The organism is Citrobacter sp. Cf087, assembly GCF_030334285.1.
Taxonomy (GTDB): domain Bacteria; phylum Pseudomonadota; class Gammaproteobacteria; order Enterobacterales; family Enterobacteriaceae; genus Citrobacter; species Citrobacter freundii.
Map to the genome: position 1 here is coordinate 592,515 of NZ_JAOWED010000022.1, position 13,847 is coordinate 606,361.

A 13,847-nucleotide genomic window follows, 5' to 3' on the forward strand; every position below is an offset into this window, starting at 1 on the left:
GGAGGCGTTATGGCTGCGCTACCGGATAAAGAAAAGTTGTTGCGTAATTTTCTGCGTTGCGCTAATTGGGAAGAGAAATACCTGTACATTATTGAACTGGGTCAGCGTTTGCCGGAACTAAACGACGACTTACGCTGCCCGGAAAATAGCATTCAGGGATGTCAAAGCCAGGTATGGATTGTTATGCGTCAGAATGGCGAAGGGATTATTGAATTACAGGGCGACAGTGATGCGGCAATTGTGAAAGGGCTTATTGCCGTGGTATTCATTTTGTATGATCGCATGACGGCCCAGGATATTGTGAATTTTGATGTGCGCCCGTGGTTTGAAAAAATGGCGCTCGCACAGCATCTCACACCGTCTCGTTCACAAGGGCTGGAGGCGATGATTCGGGCTATTCGCGCCAAAGCCGCAACTCTTAGCTAAACTGATAAAACACGTCAACTTTCAGACCGACTTGAAAGCGTTCGTGTAAGGCAACGCAGTGACTCGTAGGCCGGATCGGGCGCTCGCCGCCGGCCGGCAAGAACGCCAGGGGGGTGAGTGAGTATGAAACGCGCGTCTGTTATTACGTTAATGCTAATCGGCGCCTACAGCGCTATTCAGGCCGCATGGGCGGTCGATTATCCTTTGCCCCAGGCGAACAGCCGCCTTGTTGGGCAAAACCAAACCTACACCGTGCAGGAAGGCGATAAAAACCTACAGGCGATAGCCCGTAAGTTTGATACCGCTGCAATGCTGATCCTTGAAGCCAACAATACTATTGCCCCCGTACCTAAACCCGGAACGCTGATCACTATTCCCTCACAATTACTGCTGCCGGATGCACCACGCGAAGGCATTATTGTGAATCTGGCGGAACTGCGTCTGTATTACTTCCCGCCGGGAGAGAATATTGTTCAGGTATTCCCGATTGGTATCGGTTTACAGGGGCTGGAAACGCCGGTAATGGAAACCCGGGTTGGGCAGAAAATCCCGAATCCAACCTGGACCCCTACACCAGGCATCCGTAAACGCTCTCTGGAGCGCGGCATCACATTACCGCCTGTTGTACCTGCTGGACCAAATAACCCGTTAGGACGCTTTGCACTGCGTCTGGCGCATGGAAACGGTGAATATCTGATCCACGGCACCAGCGCGCCCGACAGCGTGGGCCTGCGAGTGAGTTCTGGGTGTATTCGCATGAACGCGCCGGATATCAAAGCGTTGTTTGCTCAGGTCCGCACAGGCACGCCGGTCAGGGTGATTAATGAGCCGATAAAATATTCGATAGAGCCGAACGGCATGAGGTATGTCGAAGTGCATCGACCGCTGTCGCCTGAAGAGGAACAAAACGTCCAGACCATGCCGTATGTGTTACCAGCCGGCTTTACCCAGTTTAAAGACAATAAAGCGGTGGATAACAGTCTGGTGGAAAGGGCGTTGTATCGTCGTGCAGGTTATCCGGTCACCGTCACTGCCGGGCAAGCATCGGTCGCGAGCAATGGGCCAGAAGTGAAGTCTGCGCAAAATGGTGTGCCGGGAGAAGATGCTGAGGTGCGCGCTACGCAATAACAGGGAAGGGGAATTCAGAGCAAAAAAATGGCGCACAATGTGCGCCATTTTTATTACACAGATACTATTACTTGCGGTATTTAGTAGCTGCGTTGTCCAGACGCTGGTTAGCGCGAGCTGCGTCATCTTTAGCAGCCTGAACGTCGGAACGCATTGCGTTCACGTCGTTGCTCAGCTGGTCAACTTTAGCGTTCAGAGTCTGAACGTCAGAAGACAGCTGATCGATTTTAGCGTTGCTGGAGCAACCTGCCAGCAGAGTAGAACCCAGGATTACCGCGCCCAGTACCAGTTTAGTACGATTCATTATTAATACCCTCTAGATTGAGTTAATCTCCATGTAGCGTTACAAGTATTACACAAAGTTTTTTATGTTGAGAATATTTTTTTGATGGGAATGCACTTATTTTTGATCGTTCGCTCAAAGAAGCATCGAATTGTGCAAAAACGGCTAAAAAACCGAGTGAAAACAGAAAGCTTCCATCGGATTCATCTTAGATAATCACGGATTAGATAGTGAAATCCGATTTGATTTTTTATTAATTGTGGCTATCGATTAAATAAAAAAAGCGCCACCAGGGCGCTTTTTTAAGCAAATTAATTCGCGATGGAATTATTACAGCACGTGAACGGATGCAGTGTTGGTGGTGCCGCTCGGAACCAGTGCACCAGAAACCATAACCACAACGTCACCTTTCTGAGCCAGACCGCTTTCCAGAGCGACTTCTTTACCCAGGCGATAGAAATCATCGGTAGAGCTGATTTCTTTAACCACCTGTGCAACAACGCCTTTGCTCAGCACCAGCTGACGCGCGGTAGTTTCGTTGGTGGTCAGCGCCAGGATGGTAGCATCCGGGAAGTATTTACGTACTGCACGAGCAGATTTACCACCCTGGGTTGCGACGACGATCAGCGGCGCGTCCAGTTTTTCAGCAGTTTCAACCGCGCCACGGCAAACGGCTTCGGTGATGCGCAGTTTGCGGCTGTCGTTGTTGAAGTCCAGACGGCTGGTCATCACACGGTCAGTACGCTCACAGATGGTCGCCATGATGGTAACGGCTTCCAGCGGGTATTTACCTTTTGCTGACTCGCCAGACAGCATTACTGCGTCGGTACCGTCGAGGATGGCGTTCGCTACGTCACCGGCTTCTGCACGGGTCGGACGCGGGTTTTTGATCATGGAATCCAGCATCTGGGTCGCAGTGATAACGACTTTACGTGCGCGGATACATTTTTCGATGATCATTTTCTGCGCGAAGATAACTTCTTCAACCGGGATCTCAACGCCCATATCGCCACGCGCAACCATGATGCCGTCAGACGCTTCGAGGATTTCGTCGAAGTTGTTCAGGCCTTCCTGGTTTTCGATTTTGGAGATGATCTGGATGTTTTCGCCGCCGTGCGCTTTCAGGTGCTCACGGATTTCAACGACGTCAGAACGTTTACGGATAAAGGACGCTGCAACGAAGTCAACGCCTTGCTCGCAACCGAAGATCAGGTCTTGTTTGTCTTTTTCAGCCAGTGCTGGCAGTGCGATGGAAACGCCCGGCAGGTTAACACCTTTGTTTTCGCCCAGGTCGCCGTTGTTCAGCACTTTACAGATAACTTTGTTACCTTCGATGGCGGTAACTTCCATGCCGATCAGACCATCGTCAACCAGAACGGTGTTGCCGACGGACAGATCTTTCGTGAAGCCTTCATAAGTAACAGCAACGATTTCGTTGTTGCCTACGACAGATTTGTCGGTGGTGAAGGTGAAGGTCTGGCCTGCTTTCAGGGAAACGTCGTTACCGCCTTCCAGTTTGATGGTACGGATTTCCGGACCTTTGGTGTCGAGCAGGATTGCTGCTTTCTTGCCGGTTTTGCTCATGACGTTGCGCAAATTCTTGATGCGCTGACCGTGTTCTGCATAGTCGCCGTGAGAGAAGTTCAGACGCATGACGTTCATGCCCGCGTCCAGCATTTTGGTTAACATCTCTTCGGATTCGGTTTTCGGACCGATGGTGCAAACAATTTTCGTCTTTTTCATGACAGTCTTAGTCTTTAAGTTGAGAAGGATATGGAAATCTGGCTCCCGCCGCGCACGGACGGGAAGCTAAACCTGAGTTACGAAAGTTGTGATGCCTCGCTCTAAGGATAGGTGACATCGAAAGAGCGTGCAGAGGAATGTGTGCTTGTGTTTCAGCCCAACGGGATGGTGATTTTTGTAGTCGTTGAGTTTTACAGGTCAATGTGCTGAAACCATTCAAGAGACAATTGGCGCGCATTATACGCTGAAAATTATCAAAAAGGAAAATGGAAACAGCGTTTCAAAACACTTCTGTGCACTTTTACAAAGAATCAGCATTAAATTGTTTCGGGTTGGTTAACAAAACACCGCCCAACTTCAGACGGTGTTGCGCAACAAGAAAAAAATAACGTGTTGCAAACTCAGCATTCAGCCTTAGTCGAGCAGCTTTCGCCCCTCAAGATCGATATGGATGTCCTGCTTATGCGCTTTCCGATACCACAGAACCGCCAGACCGATTACAGACCAGATAACCCCGAGCGTCAGCGCGTGAATGTTCATATTCATACAGACATAACCAATGACGACCATCCCCAGCACAGGAGAAATCACATGAGGGACAAAACGACGATGCTCTTTCATCTTTACGTTGTAGAGCACGAAGACACTCAGGTTCACCATAAAGAATGCGAAAAGCGCACCGAAGTTGACAAGGGTGGATATGGATTCAATTTTCCCGGAAAACAAGTAACTAAGGAATAGTGTCACAGCCCCGGTGAACAGAATTGCATAGTCAGGTGTTTTTCTTTTACTGTGCACATGCGCCAGAAATGTGGGTAACATTTTATCTCGCCCCATAGAGAACAGGACGCGCGATACGGCAGTTTGCGCCGTAATGATATTCCCGACTGCGCAAACGAACGCTACGATGATAGAAAATGCAACTTTAAGCCAGATGCCGCCAACATCGCCTGCAATCGTGAAAAAGGCCTCGTTAGTTTCTGTACCTTCCGCAAAACTGTCGATTTTACCCGTAGCGAATGCGGCAAAGGTCACCACAATAATAAACAGCACGGTGGCCAGGATAAGGGCGAGAAGGGTTGCCTTACTGACTGCTTTCCCGCCGCCTTCGCTTTCTTCACTTAGGGTACTAATGGCATCAAATCCGAGGAAGTTGAGCGCCGCAACAGAGATCGCGGTAGCAATTAAGCCAGGCGTAAACCACTGAGAATCAAAAAAAGGTTTGAAAGAAAATGACGCGTGGCTGCTATCAAGCATCAGCAGTCGCAAAATCAGCACCACAAAAATGGCCAGAATACCGAGTTGAATAAAGACCAGCAGTTTGTCGAATTTAGCTGTTTGTTGTATTCCCAAATAATTTATGCCCGTTCCGATAGCCACATAAATTAACGGCCATACCCAAATCGGTATTTGCGGAAGTATTGCATGAACAGCAACACCGCCCAGGACGGCAACCAGCGTAGGGAATAACAGATAATCCAGCAACAAAATCCATCCGGTGAGAAAACCCACAGCGGGGTTGATGCACACGCCTGCATAGGTATAAGCCGACCCGGAGGATGAGATGTGCTTTGATAATGTTGAATAGCTGTGGGCGGTAAAAAACATCGCGATAGCGCCAATAATATACACGAGCGCGACCATGCCATGAGATAAATTATATACGACGCCATAGAGAGAAACCGGCGCGATCGGCACCATAAATACCAGCCCGTACAGCACCAAATCTGTGAGAGATAACTTTTTTATTTTACTCATAGTAAACACCTCAATTCGTGTTAATCAAGGCCTCGTAAAAACTCACGGACAGCAGTGAGGCAAGGCTCGGTATTTTCTTCATGTGGGTTATGGCTGCTGTTAGGAATCGTGACACCCCGACAGTGGGTTATATGGGTAATAAGCGGTTGAACGACCTGTGATGTCGCCTGATCATACTCACCATGAAGGACTAATCCTGGGCATCGAATCTTGTGCAATGAACGGGTGATGTCCCACTGCGCCAGCAAGCCATTCACCGCAAGTTCATTGGCGCCCCATAGCACATGGTAGGCGGTGGGATCGGCGGCAAATTGCGCATCAGAACGCTGAATATGCAGCGGTTCTTGCGCCAGGGAATAAACATGTTTTTTGTAGTAGGCAATAAGTTGTTCAGGCGGATGCTGATAGATTTTTGCCTGCATAATGGCATCGTCTGACATTGCATCAGCGCCAGTCGTGAGTTCTTTAAACAATCGCAGTACTTCGCTTTGCCAAAGTGGGATGCTGGCGGGAGCGCTGGCATATATCACACCACTCAACCCTTCCGGTTGCGTGCAGGCGTGCTCTGCTGCCAGCATACCTCCCCAGGAATGTCCGAGTAATGAATATCGCTGACCAATATTCAGATGACTGATTAATTGGCGAAGTTGCTGAAGATAACGTTCTATTGTCCAGAATGAGGCATCCGCCAGCGGAAAATGCGTCGAACGACCACAGCCATATTGATCGTAAAATATCACCATGCGTCCATCATCAGACAGCTCATGATAATTTAATAGATAATCAAAACCGCCTGATGGACCGCCGTGTAAGATAATTAATGGCATTAATTGAGATGCCGGGTCGCCATAAATACGATAGCTGGTTAATATGCTATCGCAAAACATTTCACCATATTTGTAGTGACTTTGCATATTTTTAACCGATACGGAGGGTAAAGGGCAGGTGATTCAATAATCACCTGCAGATTGGCGTTTATTTTTTAATTGCTTGCAGAACGTTACACCAGAATGACTTGTAATGTTCCCATTGCATAAATTGCGGACTTCCCCAGTGCGGTGCGCAATCACTGGCAAAACAGCCGACTTTACCTTTATTGTACTCACCGAGAACTAATAGTGGGTCGTCATTTATTTTGACCAATGTGATGCTGTTTACCTTGGCACGCAATTTGTTATAACCGAGCAAGGGGGGCCACTGTGTCAGGTCTTGCGTAATGATATGCTGTTCCTCCGTGTTGATTGGGCAGCATCCTTCCGGAATTTCAACGCGATCATCATGCTCCAGCATTTCGACAGGCAAAACTTCGGCCAGCAGGGTGTTTTTATAATTTGCTTTCGCTTCAATGCCGGTGAAGGAAAGGTATCCGCCAATCATTAACAGACCGCCGCCATTTGAGACATATTCTTTAATCAGCGCTAACGCATTCGGGATGATATTCATCTGATAAAAAGTTTTGTTTTGCAACAAAAAGGTATTGCTGCCTATATCGCTAATCACGATAGCATCGTATATATCAAGTTCCTCTACCGTCTGCGGGAAGCGGGTTTGTACAATATGCGCTGGCATGTAGTCGATAGTGATATTTTGCTGGCGCAGACAGGATAAGAGATAGTCAGCGCCTTCTTCGTATTTACTGGATGTGAAGCTGTCATATCCCTTAGAATGAATCATATGAATATGCCATGACTCACCGATAAATAAAATTTTCATACTGAGATCCTATTATTTGATATTAATAATATCATGCGATTGAGTGCGCATCCGGTGTAGTACCAGCTCATGCTGCGGCATGCTCGATGCGCCTTCTTGTTCAACTGCCAGTGAAGCAAAGGCAGAGGCATACTGAATGGCTGATACAAGGTCTGATTTACGGGCAAGTGAGGCGGCCAGTGCGCCATTAAATGCATCACCCGCGCCCGCAGCATCTTTGACGACGGCACTCCAGGCTGGGATAAACAAAGTACGGTGGCGTTCGCACAGTAATGATCCTTGTGCGCCGAGAGTGATAATGACCTTCTCAACGCCTGATTGAAGAATGATATTCCCTGCTTTTTGAGCATCATCAATATTTAATATTGTAATACCCGATAAAAATGATGCTTCTGTTTCGTTAGGTGTTAAAATATCTATTGAAGGTAATAAACGGCTAACATTTTTGGTATAAGGTGCCGGATTCAAAATAATTGTCTTGTTTGCTAATTTACCCAAGCGAACAAATTCTTCAATAGCATCGATATTAGTCTCCAGCTGCATTAGCAAAACGTTAGCTTCAGATATATGACCCTGCTGTTCATTAATTTCGTGTCTGGTTAGCATCATATTGGCACCAGGATAGATAGCAATGATATTATCACCATCCTGCTCTGAAACATAAATTAATGCACTTCCGGTGGGTGCATCATCAGTCTGATAAGCACAATATGAATTTATACCAGATTGGATAATATGATTGAGGGCAAAAGAGCTAAACTGATCTTTACCTACTTTAAAAATAAAGTGGACGTCGGTGCCAGCATTATTTGCGGCCAATGCCTGATTAGCACCTTTACCTCCTGGATAAAAACCGAACTGGCTTGCGAGGATTGATTCACCGCTTTGCGGAAGCCAGGGGACGGTAGCCGATACATCAATATTAAATGAACCTAATATACAAACTTTTCCCGACATTTTCGTGCCTTCTCTATGTAATCGAAAATCTTTGTTTGCCGGAGTTGAAATTGTGCCGGAGATATCAATTTTATTTTCTGTTATCAACTTGCTTAATGCCTGGCGGTTAACAATACCACCACCGTAACAACGCAAAAGCATTCCTGTTTTCTGAAAATAACAAAGATCTGAACGTATAGTCTCCTGGCTAACATTAAAAAGAACGGCGAGTTTTCTCACGCTGACACTATGATCTTTGATGAGTAAGTTAAGAATAGATGTACGCCTTTCTTCTTTAAACATTAAAGCCTCCGTGTATTTTGCTGAATTGTATTTATAGTAATGTTGCCATGTGGTGAAATGAATCACAGATCATGCTGTAAACCGGAAGCAAAACCAAATTATTGAGAATAATAAAAAGTGGATTACACGTTCTTTATTTTTATATGTTTACAATTAACGCAAGATATCTTGTGAGCACAGTCATGTATTAGTTTTGCAATTTCCTATGTCTCATTTAAAAGATGCTGGCTTGCTCGATTCAGTTATAAATTGAGATGGGTAGAGATAAAAAAAACAGTGAACAAAAATGTCAGGAGTTTTTCCATCATCGTGGCTGGGATAGAACGGATATCTGTTCAGTGTTCGCGACATATATATCTAAATGTTATATCAAATACTTTTTAATTCATTTTAAAAGACAATTCCGCTGATTACACTCGTTTGGACATCCATACTGCTAAACAGCCAAAAGCGATAGCAGAAGAACAATAAGCAGCAGCGGATACCCAAACGACATGATTGTCCTGAAAAATATTTCGAAAGTGTTTACGCCAGGAAGGCTTGCCATCACCGCTGTCGATGACGTCAACCTGACGGTTGAACAGGGACAGATTTACGGCATTATTGGTTACAGCGGGGCAGGTAAAAGCACCTTAATTCGTTTGCTCAATGGGCTGGAAAAACCGACCTCAGGCAGCGTGATGATTAACGGCCACGATATCTCTGCCGCCCGTGGGGAATCGTTACGCCAGGCACGACTGAAAATCAGCATGGTGTTTCAACACTTCAATTTGCTGTGGTCACGGACCGTTAGCGAAAATATTGCTTTCTCTATGCAAATCGCTGGCGCGTCCAAAACGTCCATCAAACAGCGGGTTGCTGAAATGATTACGCTGGTTGGGCTGAGCGGTCGTGAAAATGCGTATCCGTCCCAGCTCAGCGGCGGGCAAAAACAGCGTGTAGGAATTGCCCGCGCGCTGGCGAACAATCCGGATGTCCTGCTGTGTGACGAAGCCACCTCGGCGCTGGATCCGCAAACTACCGATCAGATCCTCGATTTACTCCTCGATATTAACCGTCGCTTCAAATTGACCATTGTGCTGATCACTCATGAAATGCACGTGGTACGCAAAATCTGCGATCGCGTGGCGGTAATGGAAAATGGCAAAGTTGTTGAGGAAGGCGACGTACTCAGCGTCTTTACCCATCCACAGCAGCCGATCACCCAACAGTTCGTTCGTCAGGTGAGCCAGTACACCGAGGAAGACGAGTTTAATCCGCAGTTGGCAAGTGAGCTTGGCGGCGTAGTTATCAAGCTTACGTTTACCGGGCAACGCACGCACCGGCCTGTGGTTGGCGAGTTGACCCTGCGCTATGGCCTGCCATTCAATATCTTGCACGGCAAAATGACGCAAACCGCACATGGTGTGTTTGGTCAACTTTGGGTGCACGTGGTGGCCTCTGAGGAACAATTGAACAATATTTTGGCCGACCTGCGCCAGAGCGACATTGAAGGCGAGGTGATTCAACATGGCTGAAGAACTGTTTCCCCATCTGAAGTGGGAGCAACTGTTAGCGGCAACCCAGGAAACGCTGTATATGACAGCTCTTTCGGGTGCTGCGACCTTTATTCTGGGCATCGCGCTTGGTCTGGCATTGTTCCTGACCGCGCGCGGCGGATTGTTCCCCAACCGAGCGGTATATAGCGCTATTTCGCTGGTGGTGAATATCTTTCGTTCAATCCCATTCATCATTTTGATCGTGCTGCTGATCCCGTTTACCAAAGCGATGGTAGGCACCATTCTCGGCGCCAATGCCGCGTTGCCTGCGCTGATCGTCGGTGCAGCGCCGTTTTATGCACGTCTGGTCGAAATCGCTCTGCGTGAAGTGGATAAAGGCGTTATTGAAGCGACACGTTCGATGGGCGCACGGCTGAGCACGCTTATTTTTCGGGTTTTACTGCCGGAATCCTCTCCTGCTCTGGTGTCCGGGATCACCGTGACGCTAATTGCGCTGGTTAGCTACAGCGCGATGGCAGGGGTAATTGGTGCCGGTGGTTTAGGGAATCTGGCCTATCTGGAAGGATTCCAGCGCAACCACAGCGACGTCACGCTGGTGGCGACGGTGACGATTTTGCTCATTGTCTTCATCATCCAGCTTTGCGGCGATGTGATCACCTCTCTGTTAGATAAACGCTAATAAAATACGGAAACCATTATCATGAAAAAATCACTGACGTTACTCGCCGCAGCAACCTTAAGCGCCCTGAGCTTTGCCTCCTGGGCAGACACTCTGACCGTTGGTGCGTCTAACGTGCCGCACGCGGAGATCCTTGAACAGGCCAAACCGATTCTGGCGAAACAGGGGATCGATCTGGAGATTAAACCGTTCCAGGATTACATTCTGCCGAACACCGCGCTGGCTGGTCGTGAGATTGACGCTAACTACTTCCAGCATATTCCGTACCTGAACAGTGTGATAAAAGATCATGCGGGCGATAAAACGTATGACTTCGTCAGCGCCGGAGCAATTCACATTGAGCCAATTGGTATCTATTCGAAAAAAGTGAAATCGCTGAAAGATCTACCGGAAGGCGGCAAAGTCATCATGCGCGATGCGGTATCTGAGGAAGGCCGTATTCTGTCGATCTTCGAAAAAGAGGGTGTTATTAAGCTTAAGCCGGGCGTGGATAAAGTAACCGCGCGCATTAGCGATATCGTCGAAAATCCGAAAAAACTGAAGTTCCTGCCAAACGTGGAAGCCGCGCTGTTACCGCAGATGTATAACAACGACGAAGGCGATGCGGTGGTGATTAACGCCAACTACGCCATCGACGCCGGGCTGGATCCGGTGAAAGATCCGATTGCCGTTGAAAGCGGTGAAAACAACCCGTACGCCAACATCATTACCGTGCATCGTGGCGACGAGAAGAAGAAGGATATAGTGGCGCTGGTTGATGTCCTGCACTCAAAAGAGATCCAGGACTGGATCCGTACTAAATATAAAGGCGCGGTGATCCCGGTAAACAACTAATCCGCTTTTTGCCGAGTGGCGTATGAACGGTAACGCATCGATGCCGTCAACGTCCGGTGTGTTAACCATTTCAGAAACCTATAGTCATACAGGATGGACCGGAACGTTGACGTCAATCGATCCGGTTAACCATATGGCTGGATTGTTGTTCAAACATATGGCACATTGAAATAAAAGTTAAAAAGGGACTCCACCGGAGTCCCTGTTTTTAAACAATAAACTCTATTAGCATAAAAGCCATCGCTAATACTAACTCAGCAAGCCATAGGGCTGCTTCTATTTTAAACCCGGTAGTCAAATGACCTGGAAGGTTTCTAATATAATTATAAGATTCAATACTCATATCATGATTGATTACTCTATTATATGGGAATATAAGGCTCCCCATAATAAAATCTATTTTTGCGAAATATGCCGCAGGAGTGCCAATCAAACTCGCCCCTCTTGCCAGTCGTGCTGTTTGAGGAAGCAAACCAAATTTATTCTCATATGCTTTTGCAATTATCTTGTAATTATAACCATTAATAACATAAGATATAAAGATTATTGCTAGCATTAAAAACATAAAACTTATTCCTATCAAACCTTGTAAATTAGCGTAATTTTCTATCAAATAACTTTTCATATATAAGGATTCCTGATTCTTCCATAAATGTCTCGGGCGAGTAGGTAAGCTTTTCTGGACTATTAATTATAATTTCTCCCACATACTCTCCTGCTTTTTCTCCATATTTTTCAGCACCTTTACCTGCTAAGATTCCAGCACCAGTGCCGATCGCTAAACATAATGCAGCACCAGCGCCTGCAAATTCTGCGCTAGCAAAACCCATTGCCCACATGCAAACAGCTCTGGAAGCTGTGCCAGCAGCACCACTGGCAAACATACTTGCAGTTTGTTTACCACCAAACTTACTATATTCAGAGATAGCGGCTTTTCTACATTCACTTTCACGGCCTTTTGCGCAAGCATCGTATACATTTGTAGTGTAACTAGCAAAATCGAGGCCGACACCAACATAACCTACGGTTTTCATTATTTTAAATAACTTTGCGGATTTTTCTATATAACTTGCATACCCTTCAATATCATTTATACCAGTTTGATCCCATTTATGTATAATTGATTTTGTTGATAGTCCTAGAGCCTGTTTTATATTATCATATTGTTTTAGATCTAATTGCTCTTTTGATAATCTATTCATAATAGCATCAAGCTCTTTAAACAACCGCTTTCGCTGACCAAAAAATTCCTCACCAGAAATACGACCAGCATTTTCGCTATAAGTTCTTTGGTATAGACCCTGAATTTGATTTAATTTTTTATTAATTTCTTCATAATAGTTTCCTCCCGCGTCCTTTATATAACCCAAAATGTCGCCACTTGTTCCTAGTGCATCACTGTATAAATTTGATGCGAATATATCTACCGGGGTTCTGTTTTCAAATAGAAGTTTAGCCTCTTCATTTGTTAATGGTGCTAAAGCCAGATCAATTTTATCTCTGGCAACTTTAATATGATTTATTTTATCGGTATCAATTTTTTCAGGATCAGCAACAATCAATATTGAACCTGGTTTTTTTCCTCTTTCTGGATTTAGTTGGCGGTATAACTCTCTTACTCCCGATGGTGGATTGACTATTAACTCACACTCATATTTCTTAGGTGATGTTTGATCTGGCACGACACAAAAACCGGGTTCAACCGATTGTCTTGCTTCAGAGGGGCGCTGATGCCGTACAGGTGGTGTCTCCGATTTTGAATTACTGGTGTTATTTACTGACTGAAAACTGGACAAAAGATATTCATCATATCTGTATGTTAAATTAAAACGTGGTGTAAACCTGCAATGACATTTGCATGAACCTCTACTGTGTGCGGAACCTGCAAGGAGACATATTATTTCTGTTTCATAACCTGATAAATCTTTCCCCATCCTTGCGTAAGTATCAAATAAATGCCTGGAAATCCGTGTTCGAAAACCCGTGCTGAAATTTGAAGTTAAGAATTTATTGTCCTTATCTCCAGAAATGATTGTTTTTCGCCCTGATATTATACCTCCTGCAGAACCAATAAAATCATCATGTTCAAATCTTTCATTGAGGTCTCTAAGTGAATCATATGAACATCTTTGTAAACCTGATTCCTCCTGCATTTTCCTCAGTCTCTCTGAGGCTGGTGTTATTTTTCGACCTTCATAATCGATGTCATCATCAAAGGTATTCTTGAAGGTATTTCTAATTAAATTTCTACCTACCTCTATATATGAACCATTTGGTACGCCGCCTTCAATTTTATATCGTTGACCATCAAGGCCGCATATATATTCATCTCCTTCGCATGCTATGTTAATTCCTCTGATACGAGGGAGACCAGTATTTTCCAAAATATAACCACCGCAACTTGTTCTATCTCCAGGAGATAATAAAAAGCCTTGCTTATCTTCATCCCAGAAGTTCATAGATTAAGTCCCTATTTTAAATATCCAGACTAATGGGTATATGATATCAAACTATTTCACATTTAATTAATGTGACTATGTTCTCA

The 13,847-nt window shown here is 45.7% G+C and carries 14 protein-coding genes and 1 pseudogene; 6 read left to right on the forward strand and 9 right to left on the reverse strand.

The window, feature by feature from the left end:
* Positions 1-9 precede the first annotated feature (9 nt).
* Together sufE and ldtE are read left to right on the forward strand one after the other, a co-directional pair.
* Complete coding sequence (sufE, locus tag OGV57_RS04940; RefSeq protein WP_003029378.1) at positions 10-426, forward strand: cysteine desulfuration protein SufE; 417 nt, start codon at positions 10-12, stop codon at positions 424-426.
* A 123-nt stretch (positions 427-549) separates the two neighbouring features.
* Positions 550-1,554, forward strand: coding sequence for a L,D-transpeptidase LdtE (ldtE, locus tag OGV57_RS04945; RefSeq protein ID WP_003029376.1), 1,005 nt, complete (start codon positions 550-552; stop codon positions 1,552-1,554).
* Between the two features lie 67 nt (positions 1,555-1,621).
* Here ldtE and lpp read toward each other — a convergent pair whose 3' ends face one another.
* The 7 genes from lpp to OGV57_RS04975 form a co-directional block, all read right to left on the reverse strand.
* Positions 1,622-1,858, reverse strand: coding sequence for a murein lipoprotein Lpp (gene lpp / locus OGV57_RS04950; RefSeq protein WP_003029373.1), 237 nt, complete (start codon positions 1,856-1,858; stop codon positions 1,622-1,624).
* Between the two features lie 309 nt (positions 1,859-2,167).
* Entirely contained in the window at positions 2,168-3,580 is a 1,413-nt protein-coding gene (gene pykF, locus OGV57_RS04955) for a pyruvate kinase PykF (protein WP_003029366.1), read from the reverse strand.
* A 7-nt stretch (positions 3,581-3,587) separates the two neighbouring features.
* Positions 3,588-3,818, reverse strand: a complete 231-nt coding sequence (gene ynhH / locus OGV57_RS23775; protein WP_418219450.1) for a protein YnhH — start codon at positions 3,816-3,818, stop codon at positions 3,588-3,590.
* A 176-nt stretch (positions 3,819-3,994) separates the two neighbouring features.
* The gene (locus OGV57_RS04960) at positions 3,995-5,338 is read right to left on the reverse strand and encodes an APC family permease (RefSeq protein ID WP_054528323.1); all 1,344 of its coding nucleotides are present in this window, start codon (positions 5,336-5,338) and stop codon (positions 3,995-3,997) included.
* Between the two features lie 20 nt (positions 5,339-5,358).
* On the reverse strand, positions 5,359-6,252 hold the full coding sequence (locus OGV57_RS04965; protein WP_054528324.1) for a proline iminopeptidase-family hydrolase: 894 nt from the start codon (positions 6,250-6,252) through the stop codon (positions 5,359-5,361).
* 61 nt (positions 6,253-6,313) lie between these two features.
* Positions 6,314-7,051: a glutamine amidotransferase gene (locus OGV57_RS04970; RefSeq protein ID WP_054528325.1), complete on the reverse strand. Its 738-nt coding sequence runs from the start codon at positions 7,049-7,051 to the stop codon at positions 6,314-6,316.
* Between the two features lie 12 nt (positions 7,052-7,063).
* Entirely contained in the window at positions 7,064-8,290 is a 1,227-nt protein-coding gene (locus OGV57_RS04975) for a PfkB family carbohydrate kinase (RefSeq protein ID WP_016150146.1), read from the reverse strand.
* A 494-nt stretch (positions 8,291-8,784) separates the two neighbouring features.
* On the opposite strand from OGV57_RS04975, the gene OGV57_RS04980 reads away from it, so the two are divergent.
* The 4 genes and pseudogenes from OGV57_RS04980 to OGV57_RS04995 form a co-directional block, all read left to right on the forward strand.
* Positions 8,785-9,807 carry a methionine ABC transporter ATP-binding protein gene (locus OGV57_RS04980; protein WP_054528326.1) on the forward strand — a complete coding sequence of 341 codons (1,023 nt, stop codon included), beginning with the start codon at positions 8,785-8,787 and terminating at the stop codon, positions 9,805-9,807.
* Entirely contained in the window at positions 9,800-10,468 is a 669-nt protein-coding gene (locus OGV57_RS04985; RefSeq protein WP_003029361.1) for a methionine ABC transporter permease, read from the forward strand. The genes OGV57_RS04980 and OGV57_RS04985 overlap by 8 nt, the downstream gene beginning before the upstream one ends.
* A 21-nt stretch (positions 10,469-10,489) precedes the next feature.
* A complete protein-coding gene (locus OGV57_RS04990) occupies positions 10,490-11,302 on the forward strand; it encodes a MetQ/NlpA family ABC transporter substrate-binding protein (RefSeq protein ID WP_003029358.1) in 813 nt (270 codons plus the stop codon).
* Between the two features lie 16 nt (positions 11,303-11,318).
* Positions 11,319-11,468 (forward strand): annotated as a pseudogene (locus tag OGV57_RS04995) (penicillin binding protein PBP4B); the annotation flags it as partial.
* A gap of 42 nt (positions 11,469-11,510) precedes the next feature.
* Here OGV57_RS04995 and OGV57_RS05000 read toward each other — a convergent pair.
* The gene (locus OGV57_RS05000) at positions 11,511-11,927 is read right to left on the reverse strand and encodes a hypothetical protein (RefSeq protein WP_003836560.1); all 417 of its coding nucleotides are present in this window, start codon (positions 11,925-11,927) and stop codon (positions 11,511-11,513) included.
* Complete coding sequence (locus OGV57_RS05005; RefSeq protein WP_054528327.1) at positions 11,896-13,761, reverse strand: PAAR domain-containing protein; 1,866 nt, start codon at positions 13,759-13,761, stop codon at positions 11,896-11,898. The genes OGV57_RS05000 and OGV57_RS05005 overlap by 32 nt, the downstream gene beginning before the upstream one ends.
* Between the last annotated feature and the right edge of the window lie 86 nt (positions 13,762-13,847).

Coding starts and splice junctions, on each gene's coding strand:
- lpp (WP_003029373.1), bottom strand. CDS start 1,858: ATGAATCGTACTAAACTGGTACTGGGCGCGGTAATCCTGGGTTCTACT.
- OGV57_RS04960 (WP_054528323.1), bottom strand. CDS start 5,338: ATGAGTAAAATAAAAAAGTTATCTCTCACAGATTTGGTGCTGTACGGG.
- sufE (WP_003029378.1), top strand. CDS start 10: ATGGCTGCGCTACCGGATAAAGAAAAGTTGTTGCGTAATTTTCTGCGT.
- OGV57_RS04990 (WP_003029358.1), top strand. CDS start 10,490: ATGAAAAAATCACTGACGTTACTCGCCGCAGCAACCTTAAGCGCCCTG.
- OGV57_RS04985 (WP_003029361.1), top strand. CDS start 9,800: ATGGCTGAAGAACTGTTTCCCCATCTGAAGTGGGAGCAACTGTTAGCG.
- ynhH (WP_418219450.1), bottom strand. CDS start 3,818: ATGCGCGCCAATTGTCTCTTGAATGGTTTCAGCACATTGACCTGTAAA.
- OGV57_RS04970 (WP_054528325.1), bottom strand. CDS start 7,051: ATGAAAATTTTATTTATCGGTGAGTCATGGCATATTCATATGATTCAT.
- pykF (WP_003029366.1), bottom strand. CDS start 3,580: ATGAAAAAGACGAAAATTGTTTGCACCATCGGTCCGAAAACCGAATCC.
- ldtE (WP_003029376.1), top strand. CDS start 550: ATGAAACGCGCGTCTGTTATTACGTTAATGCTAATCGGCGCCTACAGC.
- OGV57_RS04980 (WP_054528326.1), top strand. CDS start 8,785: ATGATTGTCCTGAAAAATATTTCGAAAGTGTTTACGCCAGGAAGGCTT.
- OGV57_RS05005 (WP_054528327.1), bottom strand. CDS start 13,761: ATGAACTTCTGGGATGAAGATAAGCAAGGCTTTTTATTATCTCCTGGA.
- OGV57_RS04965 (WP_054528324.1), bottom strand. CDS start 6,252: ATGCAAAGTCACTACAAATATGGTGAAATGTTTTGCGATAGCATATTA.
- OGV57_RS05000 (WP_003836560.1), bottom strand. CDS start 11,927: ATGAAAAGTTATTTGATAGAAAATTACGCTAATTTACAAGGTTTGATA.
- OGV57_RS04975 (WP_016150146.1), bottom strand. CDS start 8,290: ATGTTTAAAGAAGAAAGGCGTACATCTATTCTTAACTTACTCATCAAA.